This window comes from Neorhizobium vignae (genome assembly GCF_000732195.1).
GTDB lineage: Bacteria > Pseudomonadota > Alphaproteobacteria > Rhizobiales > Rhizobiaceae > Neorhizobium > Neorhizobium vignae.
On sequence record NZ_JNNU01000002.1, the window covers coordinates 223,862 to 240,736 of the forward strand.

Here is a 16,875-nt window from a genome sequence, read left to right on the forward strand (position 1 = left end):
CTAGGACGTGTGGCGAGCACGATATCCGACAAGTGTCATGGAATTTTTTCGGCCCATGGGCCAAATATCCTCGGGAACGGGATGGCAGGCATCGGGAGGGAACCGTGACCGAGTTCAGATTCGAGGCTGAAATCATCCATTGGCGTGGGCCCTCGCCCTTCTTCTTCGCGCCGCTTCCCCTGGACCATGCCGAAGAAATCAGGCGGCTGTCAAAGCTTCTGAGCTACGGCTGGGGCGTGATCCCGGTCGATGCCACGATCGGCGGCGTTTCGTTTTACACCTCGCTATTCCCGAAGGACGAAACCTATCTCCTGCCGCTGAAGGACGCCGTGCGGAAAAAGACCGGCATCACGGCCGGCGATACGATCGCGGTCGAGATGACGCTTCGGCCGCCGCGGCGGTAGCAGGGGCGTGACTCGCCCGTCTACACCGCCGGCGGCGTGACCGCGCCGAGCTTGTCGATCTGCTGGCGGATATGGGCGCATTCGGCGGCGGAATTGGCAAGTGCGATCGCCCGGTCGAAGGCCTCGCGGGCTTCGGGTCTGCGGCCGGCCTGCATCATCAGCCCGCCCTTGACCCCGTGGAAATAGAAATAGCCGTCAAGCTTTTCGGCAAGCGGCGCGATCATGTCGAGCGCCGCCTCCGGGCCTTCAAGCTTGGAGACCGCGACGGCCTTGTTGAGCGTTACCACCGGCGACGGCTGGATGCGTTCCAGGAGGCCGTAGAGCATGGTGATCTCCTTCCAGTCCGTATCCTTCGGCGTCGGGGCGCGGGCATGCAGCGCCGAGATCGCCGCCTGGACCTGGTAGGGGCCGGGCTTGCGGTGGCGGATCGCCTTGTCCAGCAGCGCCAGCGCCTCGTTGATCAGCTTGCTGTCCCAGCGGCTGCGGTCCTGGTCCTCGAGAAGCACGATCTGGCCGTTGGTGTCGATGCGCGTTTTGGCACGCGAATGCTGCAGCAGCATCAGCGCCAAAAGGCCCATGATCTCCGGCTCGGCCGGGAAGATGCGCAAGAGCAGCCGGCCAAGCCGGATCGCCTCGTCGCAGAAGGCGGCGCTGTCGGGATTGGTGATGCCGGCGGAATAACCCTCGTTGAAGACGAGATAGATCATCGCCGAAACGATGCCGAGGCGTTCTGCCCGTTCCGCCGGCCCCGGCGTCTCGAAAGGCACGCCGGCCTTGGCGACGCGCGCCTTGGCACGGGTGATGCGCTGTTCCATGGCGCTGTCGCCGACGAGGAAGGCCCGGGCGATCTGCGCGACGCTGAGCCCAGAGACGATCCGGAGCGCCAGCGCGATCTGCTGGGTCGCCGGCAGGTCCGGATGGCAGCAGATGAACATCAGCCGCAGGATGTCGTCGCGGTAATGGGAGTTGTCGAGCCGCTCGGCCATGTCGCCTTCGGCATCTGACAGATCGGAGAAGGCTTCCTCCTCCGGCAATGGATCGTTCTTCGAGCGCTTGCGGACCACGTCGATGCCGCTGTTGCGGCCGACGAAGATCAGCCATGCGGTCGGATCGCGCGGCGGCCCCTTGTCCGGCCAGGTCTTGATGGCGCGCAGGCACGCCTCCTGAAAGGCCTCTTCCGCGGTATCGAGATCGCGGAAGTAACGAAGGAGCGCGCCGAGCGCCTGCGGCCGGGCGGCCGTCAGGGCAAGTTCGACCCAGGCAATATCCGTCATGTCTTGGTCTCGCTATGTTTGAACTCGCCGGGATGGAAGACGTAGAAGGGCCGGATTTCATAGGAACTGGAGCCGGGATTGACCGCCGAAAGCTTCTTCGCGAAGCTGACCGCCTCTTCCAGTGCCTCTACCTCTAGCGTGTAGAAACCGAGCAGCACTTCCTTGGTTTCCGCAAACGGCCCGTCGAGCACCAGCGGTTCGTCTTTGCCTTTTCGCACGGTGGTGGCCGCCGTCGTCGGCATCAGCCGCCCGACCGGACCGAGCTTGCCGGCCTGCGCATAGGGTGTCTGCACCTCGATGAGCCGTGCCATGACGGCATCCTCCTCTTCCTTGGACCAGGCGAAGACAGTTTCCTCATGGGCGTAGCAAAGGATGGCGTAAAGCATGCGTGTCTCCCTCTCACATAGATGACGAAGGATTAGCGGCTCACCCGACAGGACGCAGCAATTTTTTGATGGATCAGGGCCGACCGGTCGGGCTGGTGCCGAACGTTTCGCGGAAACGGCGCGAGAAATGCGACCGAGACGCATAGCCCGCGGCCTCTGCCGCAGCGACGCTGGAAGCGCCCGAGGATATCGCGTTCTGCCCCGCCTTCAGCCGCTCCCGGCGCAGGATGGCCCGGAACGAGGCGCCCTCTAGGGAGAGCCGACGCCGCAGCGTCGAGGCACCGATCCCGAGTTGTTCCGCCACATCGGCGACGCTCCACGGTTCGGACGGGGCGGTGGCGATCAGCCAGGCGATCTCCTCCGAAAGGCTCTGGCGGAACAGCATCCGCGCTTCCGGCATCGGCCGCAGCAGGGCCAGAACCTCGGTCATGCGCAGCCGCTTGATCGTCTCGCCGATCGTGCCGTCGGCAATCGTTGTTGCAGCATGGCAGAGCGCTTCCACCAGATCTTCGCCGAGCGGCAGGCCGAATGAACCCGCCTCGCCGCCTTCCATTCGCTCCGTTGCCGAAAGCGGCGCAATCCCCTCCGGCAGCGATGGAACGTCGAGCCGCAGCGCCACATACAGGCCGTTCGTTTCGTCCGGTATGTTAACGACATCCATCGGCACTCCGCCGGGCAGGACGAACACCGACCCAGCCGGAAAGACCTGCGTCCGGTCGCCAAGCCAGACTTCCTTCTGGCCGTGGAGAACGATGCAGACCATCGGGCAGTCCAGTTCCAGCGCCTTCACCTTTTCCCGGTCGAAACAGCAATAGATGAACAGCTGCTCCGCATAGGCGTTCATGCCGGGCTCGAGCTTGCGTGCCACCATCGGGCGCAGGCGGTCGAGCAGACGGCGGGAAAAATCGGGAAAGCGCTGGGTGACGATCAGGTTCATGGCCGCAGTATAGCGCAGGATGCGAAACGAAAAACATGCCTGTTGAGCGTTTCGGGCTCAAGCCGGCAAAAATCCGGCACGGGCGGATGACGGAATGCGGGCAGAAGGCGGTGGCTTCAACGCAGGAGACTTTTGATGAAGACCTTAGCCACCCTTTCCACTCTTTCCGCCCTGGGCACGTCCCTTGTCGCCGCGGGCGCGGCCCTGTTCGCCCTTTCAGGCCCTGCCCATGCCGCAACCGATCTCGAACTGTGGCGGCTCGATTGCGGCTCGGTCGTGGTCAAGGACCTGTCGAGCTTTTCCGACACGTTCGCCTATGCCGGCCAGACCCGCACCCTGACCGACAGCTGCTACGTGATCCGCCACGGCGCCGATTACCTGCTCTGGGATACCGGCCTGCCGGTGGCATTGATCGGCAAGGCGCCGGACCTCTCACAGCCGCTGGCACCGTCGCTCACCATCGACATCCCGACGCAGCTTGCAAAGATCGGCATCAAGCCGGACCAGATCGGCATCGTCGGCATCAGCCACAACCACTTCGACCATATGGGCCAGGCCTCGACATTTGCGAAGGCAACGCTGATGATCGGTGCCGGCGACTGGGAAAGCCTGCACGAAAATCCCCTGCCCTTCGGCGTCATGCCGGCGCTCGTCCAGCCCTGGATGGACGGCAAGGCGAAGCTCGATCCGGTCTCGGGCGACCGCGACGTGTTCGGCGACGGTTCGGTGATGATGCTGGCCATGCCCGGACACACCAAGGGGGAGACCGCGCTGCTCGTCAAACTGCCGCAAAGCGGACCGGTGCTGCTCTCCGGCGACGTCGTGCATTTCGAAGAGCAGATCGCCAATAACGGCGTGCCGCCCTTCAACATCGACCGGGCCGAAAGCCTCGCCTCGATGGAGCGCATGAACGGGATCGCCAAGCAACTGAACGCAAAGCTGATCATCCAGCACGACGCCGACGACATCAAAAAACTGCCCACCTTCCCGGCCAGCGCCCGCTGACTTCGATGAGATCGCCACTGGCGCATCGCGCGCCGGTGGCTATATTCCGCGGGAACAAAATCTCCACCTCCCAAGGAACCCCTACATGGCCGACCTTTCCGCCTTCCCGATCACGTCCAAATGGCCCGCCGAAAACCCGGACGTGCTGCAGCTCTATTCGACGCCGACGCCGAACGGCGTGAAGGTGTCGATCATGCTCGAAGAAATCGGCCTGCCCTACGAGCCGCATTTCATCAATATCGGCGCCGACGAGACCTGGGGACCGGAATATCTGTCGCTCAACCCGAACGGCAAGATCCCGGCGATCCTCGATCCGCATGGCCCCGGCGACAAGCCGCTGGCGCTGTTCGAGAGCGGCGCGATCCTGATCTATCTCGCCGAAAAGACCGGCAAGCTGATCTCGTCCGATCCGGCCAAGCGCTACGAGACGATCCAGTGGGTGATGTTCCAGATGGGCGGCCTCGGGCCGATGTTCGGCCAGCTCGGTTTCTTCCACAAGTTCGCCGGCAAGGACATCGAGGACAAGCGCCCGCGCGACCGCTATGCCAAGGAATCGCACCGCATCATCCGCGTGCTGGAAACCCGGCTTGAGGACCGCGACTGGATTATGGGCGACGAATATTCGATCGCCGACATCGCCATGCTCGGCTGGGTCCGAAACCTGATCGGCTTCTACGGCGCCGGCGAACTCGTCGAATACGACAAGCTGAAGCGTGTGCCGGAATGGCTGGAACGCGGCCTCGCACGGCCCGCCGTCCAGCGGGGTCTCGACATTCCGAAACGTCCGGCCTGATCAAATACCGCAGCGGCCCTAATTCATGGGGAGATGGAGGTGACAACAATATGCCCAAACCCACGCTTCCCATGGAAGGGTCATGCCGCTGCGGACAGGTGCGGCTGAAGATCAGCGCGCCGCCGATCCTGACCATGGCCTGCCATTGCACCGGCTGCCAGAAGATGAGCGCCAGCGCCTTCTCGCTCTCCGCAGCTATCCCCTCTGAAGGTTTCGAGGTGACGCAAGGCGAGCCGGTGATCGGCGGCCTGCATGGCAGCGACGCCCACCACTATCACTGCCCGCACTGCAAGAGCTGGATGTTCACCAGGCCGGTCGGCATGGACTGGTTCGTCAACCTCCGTCCGACCATGCTCGACGACCCCAAATGGTTCGCGCCCTTCATCGAAACCTACACATCCGAAAAGCTGCCCTGGGCGGCCACTCCGGCCGTGCATTCCTACGAGAATTTTCCGCCCATGGAGGCCTATGAGGGCTTGGTGAAGGAATTTGCGGAACGGGATTGATTTTTTCGCCGCCCCCTGTCGGAATCCCCATCCCTCCTTCGTCCTAGTGTCGTCCGGCATGGACGAGAACGATCCGAACAGGAGGGAAAATCATGGATACGAATGCCCAGACGAACGACAATCAGGCAGCTTCACCCGTCCGCGGCGGTGTGGTCGCCTATCTTCAGGTCGACGGCGCGATGAAGGCGGCCGAGTATTACAAGAAGGCCCTCGGCGCCGAGATCGAATCCTTTCATCCGGTGGATGACCAGGGCCGCACGATGCACATCCATCTCTATATCAACGACAGCTCGGTCATGCTCTGCGATCCCTATCCGGACTACGGCCATCCCCTCGAAAAGCCGCAGGCCTTCACCATGATGCTGCCGGTCGACGATATCGATTTCTGGTGGAAACGCGCCGTCGACGCCGGCATGACGGTGGAGACTGAGCTGCAGGTGATGTTCTGGGGCGACCGCTACGGCCAGGTCCGCGACCCTTTCGGCGTCGCCTGGGCGATGAACGCGCCGGTGAAGGGCTGACCTCTTCCACAAAAAACCGGCACGCCGCCGGTGATCCGGCGGCGGGGCTTTATCGGCCTATCGCACCACGAAGCAGCTGATCGCCTTGGCCTGCAGGACCGAGCAGGCCCGCGTCGCTGAATCGCCATCCGCAAAACCGGCGAAACGGGCGCGGTAGATTTGCTTGCCGCCGTCGGCATAACTTTCGACGCTCGGCGTGAGACGGCCATACCCCTGGGCGAGCAGCGGCACTGCCTTTTCGAGCAACGCGGATGCCTGATCGCGGCTGGTGGCAGCGGCGATCTGGATGCGCCAAGCCGCGCCCGCCGGTTGAGGGGGCGTCATTGTCTGAGACGACGCGGTCCTGGATGGTGCGGTCGGGGATGGCACAGTGTCCGGAACAGTGGCCCGGGGCGTTGCATAGAGGTTGGCGATCACGGTCTTCGGCGCAACGCCGAGCGTGATCTCCTTGCGCGGCGAAGGCGTCGCAAAGGCCAGCGGCATCGTGTCTTCGGCCGGTCGTTTCTGGGTTTCGAATGCCACCAGACCGCCGGATGCCGCATTGTTGCCGGGCACATACCGGTCGAGAAGCGCCGCCATCTGGTCGTCGCGCTTGCGGGCGGTCTTGCCGCCCATGACGACGCCGATCACCCGCCGGCCGTCGATGGTGACGGCGCTGGCGATATTGTAGCCGGAGGCGTTGGTAAAGCCTGTCTTGACTCCGTCCATGCCGGGATAGCGATACATGAGGTTGTTGTGGCCGCGCAGACGCTTGCCGCGGAACTCCATGTTCCTGGCGGAAAACAGCTGGTATTCCCGGGGAAAGTCGCGGATGAGCGCAAGCGCCAGCTGCGCCATGTCCCGGGCCGTGGTCACCTGGGAGTCGTCCGGCAGGCCAGACGCGTTGCGGAACACGGTGCGGCTCATGCCGAGCGCGCGGGCCTTCCGGGTCATCATCTCCCCGAAACGGTCTTCCGAACCGCCGAGATAATCGCCCATCGTCGCCGCCGCGTCATTGGCCGAGCGCACGATCATGCCGTTGACGGCCTCGCGCACGGTGATCGTCCGACCCGCGGGCACACCGAGCTTGGAGGGGATCTTGGACGCCGCATTCGGCGTCATGGGGATGTCCTGGTCCCATTTGAGGCGGCCCTCGCGCAGCGCTTCGAAGGTCATGTAGAGCGTCATCATCTTGGTGAGCGACGCAGGATGGTTGATTTCGTCGGCATTCTCCGACGCCAGAACCTTGCCGCTCTTCACATCATAGATGAAATGGGCGTAGCCGGCCTCGGCCGTACGGCTGACCGCCACAGAGGCGCCAAGCACCAAAAGGAAAGCCAAAATCTGCTGAATTCGAAACATGCCCGCCCTCTTTAAGTCGCCGGCGAAGATAAGGCAACGAACATGGTGCGAAAATGACGCATTGCGGATTTAAGTCTAATTTTAACAAGATGGTTAATTGAAAATAAGGACTTAGGCATTTGTCAGCGTCCTCCTGACCGCATCCTTCCAGCCACGAATCTTGGAAGCGCGGGTCTTTTCGTCCATCTGCGGCTCGAATCGCCGCTGCCGCGCCCAGCTTTTCGCGAACGCCTTCTGGTCCGGCCAGACACCTGCCTTGGAGCCGGCAAGCCAGGCCGCCCCAAGCGCCGTCGTCTCGAGGATGGTCGGCCGGTCGACGGGCGCGTCGAGGAGATCGGAGAGCCGCTGCATCGTCCAGTCGGAGGCGACCATGCCGCCATCGACGCGCAGCACGGTGTTGCCGTTGGCGTTGCGCCAGTCCTTCTGCATCGCGTCGTAGAGGTCACGGGTCTGGTAGCAGACCGCCTCCAGCGCGGCGCGGGAGATTTCAGCGGGACCGGTCGCACGCGTCAGGCCGAACATGGCGCCGCGCGCCTCCGCGTCCCAGTGAGGTGCGCCGAGCCCTGTGAAAGCGGGCACCAGGTAGACCTCCTGCTGAGGATCGGCTTGCTCCGCCAACTCCCCGGTTTGGGAAGCTCTTTCGATGATGCCCAGCCCGTCGCGCAGCCATTGCACGGCGGCGCCGGCGATGAAGATCGAGCCCTCCAGGGCATAGGTCGTCTCGCCGTTCAGGCGATAAGCGATGGTAGTGAGCAGGCGGTTCTTGGAGCGAACCATGTCGGCGCCGGTATTGAGCACCGCGAAACAGCCGGTGCCGTAAGTGGATTTCATCATGCCCGGTTCGAAACATGCCTGGCCGATGACCGCCGCCTGCTGGTCGCCGGCAACGCCGAGGATCGGGATCGCGGCACCGAACAGGCTTTCGTCGGTGATGCCGAATTCGTCGGCGCAATCCTTGACCTCCGGCAGCATGGCGGCGGGAATGCGCAGGATGTCGAGAAGATCCTCGTCCCAGCGATTGTCGGCGATGTTGTAGATGAGGGTGCGCGAGGCATTGGTCGCATCGGTGACGAAGCTATTTCCACCCGTCAGGCGCCAGATCAGGAAGGTGTCGATCGTGCCGAAGCAAAGCTCGCCCTTGGCAGCCCTCGCCCGCGCACCCTTCACGTTGGCGAGCATCCAGGAAAGCTTGGTGCCGGAAAAATAGGGATCGAGCAAAAGGCCGGTGCGGCGGGTGAACAGCTTTTCGAGGTCCTGCCGTTTCAGCTTCTCGCAATAGCTGGCGGTGCGGCGGTCCTGCCAGACGATGGCATTGTGGATCGGCTTGCCGCTCTCGCGTTCCCAGACGACGACCGTCTCGCGCTGGTTGGTGATGCCGATCGCGGCAATCTCGGAGGCCTTGAGCTTGGCTTCCTTCAACGCCTGCCTGACGGCCCACAGAACGGTTTCCCAGATCTCCTCCGGATCATGCTCGACCCAGCCGGATTTCGGAAAAATCTGGGTGAATTCCTTCTGGCCGATCCCGGCAATCCGCATGTTACCATCAAAAACGATCGCCCGTGTCGAGGTCGTCCCTTGATCGATCGCCAGAACATAACCCGCCATGCCGCTCCTCCCAGTCCATGCAATGCGCCGGACGGTTTGAGCAGAAGGAGCGGAAAGGGTCAACGAAAATGGCAAATCCTGAAGGGGACACGCAGTCTGCGTGCCCCCGAGGCAGAGATCACCGCGATTTTTTGTAAAGCTTCTCGGCGATCTCGAACATTTCCTCCGGCGCGTAGTCCGGTGTGAAGGCGGAGGGCACTCCGACGAGCTGATGGATCTTGCCGCCCTCGGGCATGCCGTCGACGACTTCAAGTTCGCCGGGTGGGTCGAGCGGCAGGGCGACTTCGCCATTGCCCCAGATGCCCGCCATTTCCTTGTAGTCTCCCGGGCTGAACGTGTAGAGGCGACGATGCGACCCCTCGTCCAGATACTTCTGGCATTCCGGGATATTGCCGAGCGGAATGTTGGGGGTCGGCAGGAACTTCTTGATGTCGACGCCGGTGATCTTTTCCAGTGCCAGCGCATAGGCGTGCGCGTGGACCGAGCCCCGCACGAGGAGGTAGCCGCAGACTTCACGGCCGGTCGGGTCGGAAAGCGTTTCATAGACACGCAGCTTGTGAAGACGCGCACCGCATTCCAGGTGGAAATTGTGAAGCAGATCGACCACGACATTGCCAGTCGTGGTGATGAAGTCGTTGTTCCAGGAGACGCCATTGCTGTTGACAGGCATCGCACCACCGGCCCCGGAGAGGAAGGCGGCAGCAAGGCGAATGTCCTTCATATCCTCGAAAGGCGCTCCGGAAATGTCGCCACCGTTGCCGGCATCGCCGTCGGGAATGTCAGGGCCGTTGTTGAGCATCGCCACGCCGTTGCTGACGAGCTCGACATGGCCGAGTTCCTCGGCCGTTATGCTGGCCACCAGACTGTAGAAAGGACGCAGCTTTTCCTTGGAGCGGAAATTGAAGCTCTGGAACATATAGTTCCCGAGCGTGGACATTTCCCCGTATTTGCCGCCCAGGAGCTCCTGGAGGGCAGCGGCCGCATTGGGATCGGCCCGCTTTGGCGCAGGAAGTTCCGCCTGCAGCTTGTCGACGCGCATGAACATTGGGTGGTCCTTTCGTTGGAGATATCGCCCAACCGGCCACTTGCTCGAATGTTCCTCGCCATTTCGACCAGCGTCCGTTTTGACCGGTAAGGCTTCCTGACGATGCCGATTGCAAGAAGGCGGAATTTGCGCATAACCTGTTGTGATCATTGCGGCGCACAAGAACGCCGCCCAGGAAGGCTGGATCGCAGGGAGATTGGGCATGAGCAGAACCGTCGTCGTCACCGGCTCCACAAGCGGCATCGGGCTCGGTGTTGCAAAGGCATTCGCGGCCGAAGGCGCCAATGTGATTATCAACGGTTTCGGACCGGCGGATGCGATCGAAGCGACCCGCGGGGAACTCGATGCGCTTGGGTCCGGCCGCGTGCTTTATCACGGCGCCGACATGACCAGGCCGGACGAGATCGAGGACCTGATCGCGACGGCGGTCAAGAATTTCGGCACGGTCGACGTGCTGGTGAACAATGCCGGTATCCAGCATGTGGCGAAGATCGAGGACTTTCCGCCGGAAAAATGGGATCAGCTGATCGCCATCCTGCTGACATCGGCCTTCCACACCATGCGTCATTCCATTCCCCTGATGAAAGCGGCCGGCAAGGGCCGCATCATCAACGTGGCGTCCGCCCACGCGCTGGTCGCCTCACCGTTCAAATCCGCCTATGTGGCCGCAAAACATGGTATTTTGGGACTAACCAAAACGGCGGCCTTGGAACTTGCGGAATTCGGGATTACCGTTAATGCGATATGTCCGGGCTACGTGCTGACGCCGCTGGTCGAGAAGCAGATCCCCGACACCGCCCGCGAGCGCGGCATTACCGAGGCTCAGGTAAAGACCGAGGTGATGCTGAAGCTGCAGGCGACCAAGGAATTCGTGGCGATCGACGAGGTCGCGCAGGCGGCGATCTATCTCGCCAGCGATGCGGCAAGAAGCATTACCGGCACGCATATCTCGATCGACGGCGGCTGGACCGCCCAGTGACTGGCGAGTAACTGGATGGACCAGTAACGGAATACAAGAGCCGGCAACGGCGGACGAAGGAGAGACATGAGCGAAGCCATCCGCTTCATCGTGAACGGAGAAGAGATAACCCTTGGAGATTTCGGTCCGACGGAAACCCTTCTCGACTATCTTCGCCTGAGGCGGCGGCTGACAGGTACCAAGGAAGGCTGCGCGGAGGGCGACTGCGGCGCCTGCACGGTGCTGATCGGGCGGCTCACGGAACATGGCCTGCGCTACGAAAGCGTCAACGCCTGCATTCGGTTCCTGGGCTCCTTGCACGGCACCCATGTGGTCACCGTCGAACACCTGGCCGGCCGCGACGGCGCGCTGCATCCCGTGCAGCAGGCGATGGTCGATTTCCACGGCTCGCAATGCGGCTTCTGCACCCCCGGCTTCATCATGTCCCTCTATGGCCTGTGGCTTTCGAACGGCACGCCGACGCGCGCCGACATCGAAAGCGCGCTGCAGGGCAATCTCTGTCGCTGCACCGGCTATGAGCCGATCATCAAGGCGGCCGAGCACATCTCCGTCAACCGGCCGAGCTCGCTCTTCGATCCGCTGGAACGCGACCGCATCCAGATCATGGCGAAACTCTGGGGCATCCACTCGGGCAACGACACGATCACCATCATCAGGGATGGCGCCCGTTCGATCGTGCCGGCTTCCGTCGCCGCCTTTGCCGATATCCTCGCCGACGAACCCGAGGCGACGATCGTCGCCGGGGCAACCGATGTCGGACTGTGGGTCACCAAGCAGATGCGGCTCCTCAACCCTGTGATCTTCATCAACCACCTGACCGAACTGCAGTCGATCACATCAGACGAGACCGGCATCACCATCGGCGCCGGCGTCAGCTATACCCAGGCTTTCGACGTCCTCTCGGACGAGATCCCCTCGCTCGGCCGGCTGATCGATCGGATCGGCGGCTGCCAGGTCCGCAACATGGGCACGATCGGCGGCAATATCGCCAACGGTTCGCCGATCGGCGACACGCCGCCGCCGCTGATCGCGCTCGGCGCCGAGCTGACGCTGCGCTCCCATTCCGGCCGCCGCACCATCGCACTCGAGGACTATTTCCTGAGCTACGGCAAGCAGGACCGCCTGCCCACCGAGTTTGTCGAAAAGGTCTTCGTGCCGCGCCCGGCGGAAGGCAGCCATTTCGCCGTCTACAAGATCTCCAAACGCCGCGACGAGGACATCTCCGCGCTCTGCGGCGCCTTCCACCTGACGCTCGATGCTGACGGCAAGGTCGCAAACATCCGCATCGCCTTCGGCGGCATGGCGGCGACCCCGAAACGGGCGAAACACGTCGAGGATGCGCTTCTCGGCCAGGAGTGGAACTGGGGCGCCGTCTCGGCCGTGCGCGACGCTTTCGCGGAGGATTACCAGCCGCTGACCGACTGGCGGGCGACCGCGGAATACCGCAGCCTGACGGCCAAGAACCTGCTCACCCGCTTCTTCCTGGAAACCGCCGGCGCACCTGCGGAACTGCGCCGTTTCGAGCTGGAGGAAGCGTGATGGACAAGACCACGTTCGATACCAAACCGATCATCAACGGCCGCATGCATGTCTCGCTGAAACATGATTCAGCACATAAGCACGTCACCGGAACCGCCGAATATATCGACGATATTCCCGAACCCTCAGGTACGCTGCACGGCGGCCTCGGGCTTGCCGACCGGGCGCATGCGGACATCGTCTCGATCGATCTTTCGGCGGTCAAGAGCGCGCCCGGCGTCGTCTGGGTAATCACCGCGGAAGACATTCCGGGCTTCAACGACGTCGCCTCGACCGGCCAGCACGACGAGCCGCTGCTCGCCACCACCAACGTGCAGTTTCACGGCCAGATCATCTTCGCCGTCATCGCCGAGACCCGCGATCAGGCCCGCCGCGCCGCAAAACTTGCAAAGATCGAATACCGCGATCTGCCGCACTGGACCGATATCGACAGCGCCCGCGAGAACGACGCGCCTTATGTCGTCGAGCCGATGACGCTGAAGCGCGGCGAGCCGGAAACGGAGATCGAAAACGCGCCCCTGCGCGTCCAGAACCACATGTATATCGGCGGCCAGGAGCATTTCTACCTGGAAAGCCACATCGCACTCGCCGTTCCCGGCGAGGATGACGAGGTGATCGTCTGGTCCTCCACCCAGCATCCGAGCGAGGTGCAGCACATGGTGGCGCATGTGCTCGGGGTGGCCAACAACGCGGTGACCGTCCAGACCCGCCGCATGGGCGGCGGCTTCGGCGGCAAGGAGACACAGGGCAACCAGTTCGCGGCACTCGCGGCAATCGCCGCCAAGAAGCTGAAGCGGGCGGTGAAATTCCGCCCCGACCGCGACGAGGACATGTCGATCACCGGCAAGCGCCACGATTTCCGCGTCGACTACGACGTCGCCTTCGACGGGGAAGGCCGCATCCATGCGGTCGATGCCACCTATGCGGCGCGCTGCGGCTTTTCCGCCGACCTTTCCGGCCCGGTCACCGACCGCGCCCTCTTCCATGCGGATTCCAGCTATTTCTATCCGCATGTGCGCCTCACCTCGCAGCCGCTGAAGACCCATACGGTCTCCAACACCGCGTTTCGCGGTTTCGGCGGGCCGCAGGGCATGCTCGGCGGCGAACGGATCATCGAGGAGATCGCCTATGCGGTCGGCAAGGATCCGCTCGACATCCGCAAGCTGAACTTTTACGGCCAGCGCGGTTCGAACCGAACGATGACGCCCTATCACCAGGACGTCGAGGACAATATCATCGCCCGCATCGTCGACGAGCTGGAAACCTCGTCGGACTACCAGGCCCGCCGGCAGGCGATCCTGGAATTCAATTCGCACAGCCCGGTGATCCGCAAGGGCATCGCCCTGACGCCGGTGAAGTTCGGCATCTCCTTCACCATGACCGCCTACAATCAGGCGGGCGCGCTGGTGCATATCTACAATGATGGCTCGATCCACCTGAACCACGGCGGCACCGAAATGGGCCAGGGCCTCTATACCAAGGTGGCGCAGGTGGTGGCCGATACGTTCCAGGTCGATATCGACCGGGTGAAGATCACCGCGACGACCACGGGCAAGGTGCCGAACACGTCCGCCACCGCCGCCTCGTCCGGCACTGACCTCAACGGCATGGCCGCCTATGACGCCGCCCGCCAGATCAAGGAACGGCTGATCGATTTCGCCATGCGCCAGTGGAAGGTCGGCCGCGACAAGGTCGAGTTCCTGCCCAACCGGCTGCGCATCGGAGGCGAGATCGTGCCCTTCGACACCTTTGTCCGGGCCGCCTATTACGACCGCGTGCAACTGTCTGCCGCCGGCTTCTACAAGACGCCGCGCATCCACTGGGACCGCAAGGCAGGCCGCGGCCGGCCGTTCTACTACTTCGCCTATGGCGCCGCCGTTTCGGAAGTCTCGATCGACACGCTGACCGGCGAATACATGATCGAGCGCACCGACATCCTTCACGACGTCGGCAAGTCGCTCAATCCGGCGATCGACATCGGCCAGGTGGAAGGCGCGTTCGTGCAGGGCATGGGGTGGCTGACAACCGAGGAACTGTGGTGGGACGACAAGGGGCGGCTGCGCACCCACGCGCCCTCCACCTACAAGATCCCGCTCGCCTCCGACCGGCCGAAGATCTTCAACGTGCAGCTCGCCGAATGGGCCGAAAACGCCGAACCCACCATCGGCCGCTCCAAGGCCGTCGGCGAACCGCCCTTCATGCTGGCGATCTCGGTGCTCGAGGCCTTGTCGATGGCGGTGGCGAGCGTGGCGGATTATTCGGTCTGCCCAAGGCTCGACGCGCCGGCGACGCCGGAACGTGTGCTGATGGCGGTCGAGCGGCTGAAGGCGATGTGAGGACGCCGGCTAAGGCCTCAAGGCACCCCATCCTGATGCGGGATGGGGGTTTGCGCCAATCTGCGGACCCGCCACGGAACGAAACCGAGCACCAGCGCGCAGCCTGAGATGATCACCGCAGCGCCGACGAATTGGATCGCCGACAGCGGTTCGTGGAGCACGACGGCGCCGACGAACACCGCAACCACGGTGACGACGAATTCGACGCTGATCGCCCTGGTCGCACCGATCGAGGCGACGAGCTGGAAGTAGAGCACATAGGTCGTTGCACTCATCACGCAGCCGGAGATGAGAAGGTAGAGGAAATCGGTCGCCGAAGGCATGGCCGGGACCGGAATGACGAGCAGAAGCGGCAGGGTGATGATCCCGCCGAACAGGAACGACCCGATCGTCACTTCGAACGGCCCTGCCCCGCGCAACCGGTGGCTGGCGTAATTGCTGCCGAACGCGGCAGAAAAGCAGGCGGCGAGCGCCGCGGCGCAGCCGACCACGAAGGACGTGGTGACCGGCACCGCCGGAAAGCCGACGAGCAGCAATATCCCGACGACACCGAGCAGAAGTCCGGCAAGCCCGGTGGCGCCGATGCGCTCCAGCCCCCAGACATGGCTGATCAACATCGAAAACAGCGGGATCGACGCGACCAGGATCGCGGCCATCGCGGTGCCGATCAGCGGCGTCGCGTAGGACAGGCCGATCAGCTGGCCCGCGACCGTCGTCGCCCCGACGATCAGGAAGGGCTTCCAGCCGACACCGAAATCCAGCCGGCGGCGCGTCAGCCGAGCCAGGGCAAACAGCGTAAAGCTCGCGATGAACGCGCGAATGGTCACCGCCCCGACCCAGCCGAAGGCGGCAACCACCTTGAGCACGACGAGAAAGGACAATCCCCACGCCGTGGCGAGGAAAACATAAATGGCGAGATCGCGAGGCTTCATGAAGATCTTCGGTTTCGAGCGTTACGATGCTTGGACGTCGGAGCCCGAAACATCCTTTGCCCTCCCATGGAATAAGAAGCCCCGTGGCGTCAATGCGCCGGCATCCGGAACGTGAAGCGCGTCTCGGTCTCGTCCGATCGCAGAACAGTATCGCGGATATGGTTGCCGTGTGGGGGCCGGCCAGTTTAAAGTGATGTCGTAGAACCGCATCGGCAGGATATGGATGCTTCAGCCCGCCCTCCCCACCTTCATCGCCGCTCATCCGCGCACAATCCTCGTCGAACTCCGCGAGGCCAAGGGCTCTACCCCCCGCGAGGCCGGCACCTTCATGCTGGTGGCGACCAAGGCGATCTGGGGGACGATAGGCGGCGGGCAGTTCGAATATATGGCGATCGACAATGCCCGGGCGATGCTGTCGGGCGGCGGCGAGGCGGTAATGGACATCCCGCTCGGCCCGGAGATCGGCCAGTGCTGCGGCGGCCATACCCGGCTTGCGTTCCGGCCGCTGACGCCGGAGTTGGCGGAGATGCTGGAAAGGCGCCTGCGCGACGAAGAAGACGACCGGCCGGCGGTGACGCTGTTCGGATCGGGCCATGTCGGCCAGGCGCTCGCAAGGGCGCTGGCCCCCCTGCCCTTCGCGGTAACCGTCGTCGAGACCCGCGCCGAGGCACTGGAAGACCTGCCGGCCGAAACGGAAACACGCCTGACCGCGATGCCGGAAGCCTTTGTCGAAAAGATTCCCGCCGGCGGCGCGGCAATCATCCTCACCCATGACCATGCGCTGGATTTCCTGATCGCCCAGCGTGCATTGGCGCGCACCGACCTTGCCTATGTCGGCATGATCGGCTCGCGGACCAAACGGGCCACCTTCGCCAACTGGTTGAAGCGCGAGGGCTGCGGTGATGACATGCTGCCCCGCCTGGTGCTGCCGATCGGCGGCACGGCGGTCAGGGACAAGCGCCCGGCCGTGATCGCGGCACTCGTCGCCGCCGAATTGCTGGAAACCTACGCCGCTCGGCAGGCGCGGACCTCAAAGCGGCAGATCCCGACCGTCTGAGCGCCGTTTCCCGTCCCAGAATGCCGCCTCACGGTCTTGCGGCCCGGCTTCCGGGAGCGCGAGATCACAGCGCAGATCGTCCGGCAGCGCCGGGATGCGTGGGCTCCCGGGTCGCAGAAGCCGCTGGAAGAACCGGCGAAACTGCCGCCACGCAAGGACCGGGCGGGAGGGTTTCAAAGGCAAGGCAGGGGCGCTTGCGGACAGCATGGTTGCTC

The 16,875-nt window shown here is 63.5% G+C and carries 16 protein-coding genes; 9 read left to right on the forward strand and 7 right to left on the reverse strand.

Annotated elements, in window-relative coordinates; all coding sequences use genetic code 11:
• Nucleotides 1–104 precede the first annotated feature (104 nt).
• On the forward strand, nt 105–404 hold the full coding sequence (locus GQ59_RS01210) for a DUF1905 domain-containing protein (protein ID WP_037076526.1): 300 nt from the start codon (nt 105–107) through the stop codon (nt 402–404).
• A 20-nt stretch (nt 405–424) separates the two neighbouring features.
• On the opposite strand, the gene GQ59_RS01215 is transcribed toward GQ59_RS01210, so the two are convergent.
• From GQ59_RS01215 to GQ59_RS01225, 3 genes are all read right to left on the reverse strand, one after another.
• Nucleotides 425–1,678, reverse strand: a complete 1,254-nt coding sequence (locus GQ59_RS01215; RefSeq protein WP_037076531.1) for an RNA polymerase sigma factor — start codon at nt 1,676–1,678, stop codon at nt 425–427.
• A complete protein-coding gene (locus GQ59_RS01220; RefSeq protein WP_037076533.1) occupies nt 1,675–2,064 on the reverse strand; it encodes a YciI family protein in 390 nt (129 codons plus the stop codon). Before GQ59_RS01220 ends, GQ59_RS01215 begins: the two co-directional genes overlap by 4 nt.
• Nucleotides 2,065–2,137: 73 nt before the next feature.
• A complete protein-coding gene (locus GQ59_RS01225) occupies nt 2,138–3,001 on the reverse strand; it encodes a helix-turn-helix domain-containing protein (protein ID WP_037076535.1) in 864 nt (287 codons plus the stop codon).
• Between the two features lie 135 nt (nt 3,002–3,136).
• Here GQ59_RS01225 and GQ59_RS01230 point away from each other — a divergent pair, with 135 nt between their 5' ends.
• From GQ59_RS01230 to GQ59_RS01245, 4 genes are all read left to right on the forward strand, one after another.
• A complete protein-coding gene (locus tag GQ59_RS01230; RefSeq protein ID WP_037076538.1) occupies nt 3,137–4,006 on the forward strand; it encodes an N-acyl homoserine lactonase family protein in 870 nt (289 codons plus the stop codon).
• 85 nt (nt 4,007–4,091) lie between these two features.
• Nucleotides 4,092–4,799 (forward strand): glutathione S-transferase N-terminal domain-containing protein, encoded by a 708-nt coding sequence (locus tag GQ59_RS01235; RefSeq protein ID WP_037076541.1) that lies wholly within the window; start codon nt 4,092–4,094, stop codon nt 4,797–4,799.
• Nucleotides 4,800–4,849: 50 nt separating this feature from the next.
• Complete coding sequence (locus tag GQ59_RS01240; protein ID WP_037076544.1) at nt 4,850–5,305, forward strand: GFA family protein; 456 nt, start codon at nt 4,850–4,852, stop codon at nt 5,303–5,305.
• Between the two features lie 92 nt (nt 5,306–5,397).
• The gene (locus GQ59_RS01245; RefSeq protein WP_037076546.1) at nt 5,398–5,826 is read left to right on the forward strand and encodes a VOC family protein; all 429 of its coding nucleotides are present in this window, start codon (nt 5,398–5,400) and stop codon (nt 5,824–5,826) included.
• Between the two features lie 57 nt (nt 5,827–5,883).
• Here the strand turns inward: GQ59_RS01245 and GQ59_RS01250 are convergent, their stop codons facing one another.
• From GQ59_RS01250 to GQ59_RS01260, 3 genes are all read right to left on the reverse strand, one after another.
• Entirely contained in the window at nt 5,884–7,158 is a 1,275-nt protein-coding gene (locus GQ59_RS01250; protein ID WP_152564215.1) for a D-alanyl-D-alanine carboxypeptidase, read from the reverse strand.
• 120 nt (nt 7,159–7,278) lie between these two features.
• Complete coding sequence (glpK, locus tag GQ59_RS01255; protein WP_037076551.1) at nt 7,279–8,772, reverse strand: glycerol kinase GlpK; 1,494 nt, start codon at nt 8,770–8,772, stop codon at nt 7,279–7,281.
• 118 nt (nt 8,773–8,890) lie between these two features.
• Nucleotides 8,891–9,817, reverse strand: a complete 927-nt coding sequence (locus GQ59_RS01260; RefSeq protein WP_037076552.1) for a manganese catalase family protein — start codon at nt 9,815–9,817, stop codon at nt 8,891–8,893.
• Between the two features lie 202 nt (nt 9,818–10,019).
• On the opposite strand from GQ59_RS01260, the gene GQ59_RS01265 reads away from it, so the two are divergent.
• The 3 genes from GQ59_RS01265 to xdhB all read left to right on the forward strand — a co-directional run bounded on the left by GQ59_RS01265 (nt 10,020) and on the right by xdhB (nt 14,671).
• Nucleotides 10,020–10,796 carry a 3-hydroxybutyrate dehydrogenase gene (locus GQ59_RS01265; RefSeq protein WP_037076554.1) on the forward strand — a complete coding sequence of 259 codons (777 nt, stop codon included), beginning with the start codon at nt 10,020–10,022 and terminating at the stop codon, nt 10,794–10,796.
• Nucleotides 10,797–10,862: 66 nt separating this feature from the next.
• Complete coding sequence (xdhA, locus tag GQ59_RS01270; RefSeq protein WP_037076556.1) at nt 10,863–12,335, forward strand: xanthine dehydrogenase small subunit; 1,473 nt, start codon at nt 10,863–10,865, stop codon at nt 12,333–12,335.
• Nucleotides 12,335–14,671, forward strand: coding sequence for a xanthine dehydrogenase molybdopterin binding subunit (gene xdhB / locus GQ59_RS01275; RefSeq protein WP_037076557.1), 2,337 nt, complete (start codon nt 12,335–12,337; stop codon nt 14,669–14,671). The genes xdhA and xdhB overlap by 1 nt, the downstream gene beginning before the upstream one ends.
• 17 nt (nt 14,672–14,688) lie before the next feature.
• Here the strand turns inward: xdhB and GQ59_RS01280 are convergent, their stop codons facing one another.
• Nucleotides 14,689–15,603, reverse strand: coding sequence for a DMT family transporter (locus tag GQ59_RS01280; RefSeq protein ID WP_037076559.1), 915 nt, complete (start codon nt 15,601–15,603; stop codon nt 14,689–14,691).
• A 223-nt stretch (nt 15,604–15,826) separates the two neighbouring features.
• On the opposite strand from GQ59_RS01280, the gene xdhC reads away from it, so the two are divergent.
• On the forward strand, nt 15,827–16,660 hold the full coding sequence (xdhC, locus tag GQ59_RS01285; protein WP_037076562.1) for a xanthine dehydrogenase accessory protein XdhC: 834 nt from the start codon (nt 15,827–15,829) through the stop codon (nt 16,658–16,660).
• Nucleotides 16,661–16,875: the final 215 nt, after the last annotated feature.

Bases quoted from the DNA above. Each gene is read 5' to 3' on its own strand.
- GQ59_RS01235 (WP_037076541.1), top strand. From the start codon at position 4,092: ATGGCCGACCTTTCCGCCTTCCCGATCACGTCCAAATGGCCCGCCGAA.
- GQ59_RS01220 (WP_037076533.1), bottom strand. From the start codon at position 2,064: ATGCTTTACGCCATCCTTTGCTACGCCCATGAGGAAACTGTCTTCGCC.
- glpK (WP_037076551.1), bottom strand. From the start codon at position 8,772: ATGGCGGGTTATGTTCTGGCGATCGATCAAGGGACGACCTCGACACGG.
- xdhC (WP_037076562.1), top strand. From the start codon at position 15,827: ATGCTTCAGCCCGCCCTCCCCACCTTCATCGCCGCTCATCCGCGCACA.
- GQ59_RS01215 (WP_037076531.1), bottom strand. From the start codon at position 1,678: ATGACGGATATTGCCTGGGTCGAACTTGCCCTGACGGCCGCCCGGCCG.
- GQ59_RS01280 (WP_037076559.1), bottom strand. From the start codon at position 15,603: ATGAAGCCTCGCGATCTCGCCATTTATGTTTTCCTCGCCACGGCGTGG.
- GQ59_RS01265 (WP_037076554.1), top strand. From the start codon at position 10,020: ATGAGCAGAACCGTCGTCGTCACCGGCTCCACAAGCGGCATCGGGCTC.
- GQ59_RS01230 (WP_037076538.1), top strand. From the start codon at position 3,137: ATGAAGACCTTAGCCACCCTTTCCACTCTTTCCGCCCTGGGCACGTCC.
- GQ59_RS01260 (WP_037076552.1), bottom strand. From the start codon at position 9,817: ATGTTCATGCGCGTCGACAAGCTGCAGGCGGAACTTCCTGCGCCAAAG.
- GQ59_RS01240 (WP_037076544.1), top strand. From the start codon at position 4,850: ATGCCCAAACCCACGCTTCCCATGGAAGGGTCATGCCGCTGCGGACAG.
- xdhB (WP_037076557.1), top strand. From the start codon at position 12,335: ATGGACAAGACCACGTTCGATACCAAACCGATCATCAACGGCCGCATG.
- xdhA (WP_037076556.1), top strand. From the start codon at position 10,863: ATGAGCGAAGCCATCCGCTTCATCGTGAACGGAGAAGAGATAACCCTT.
- GQ59_RS01225 (WP_037076535.1), bottom strand. From the start codon at position 3,001: ATGAACCTGATCGTCACCCAGCGCTTTCCCGATTTTTCCCGCCGTCTG.
- GQ59_RS01245 (WP_037076546.1), top strand. From the start codon at position 5,398: ATGGATACGAATGCCCAGACGAACGACAATCAGGCAGCTTCACCCGTC.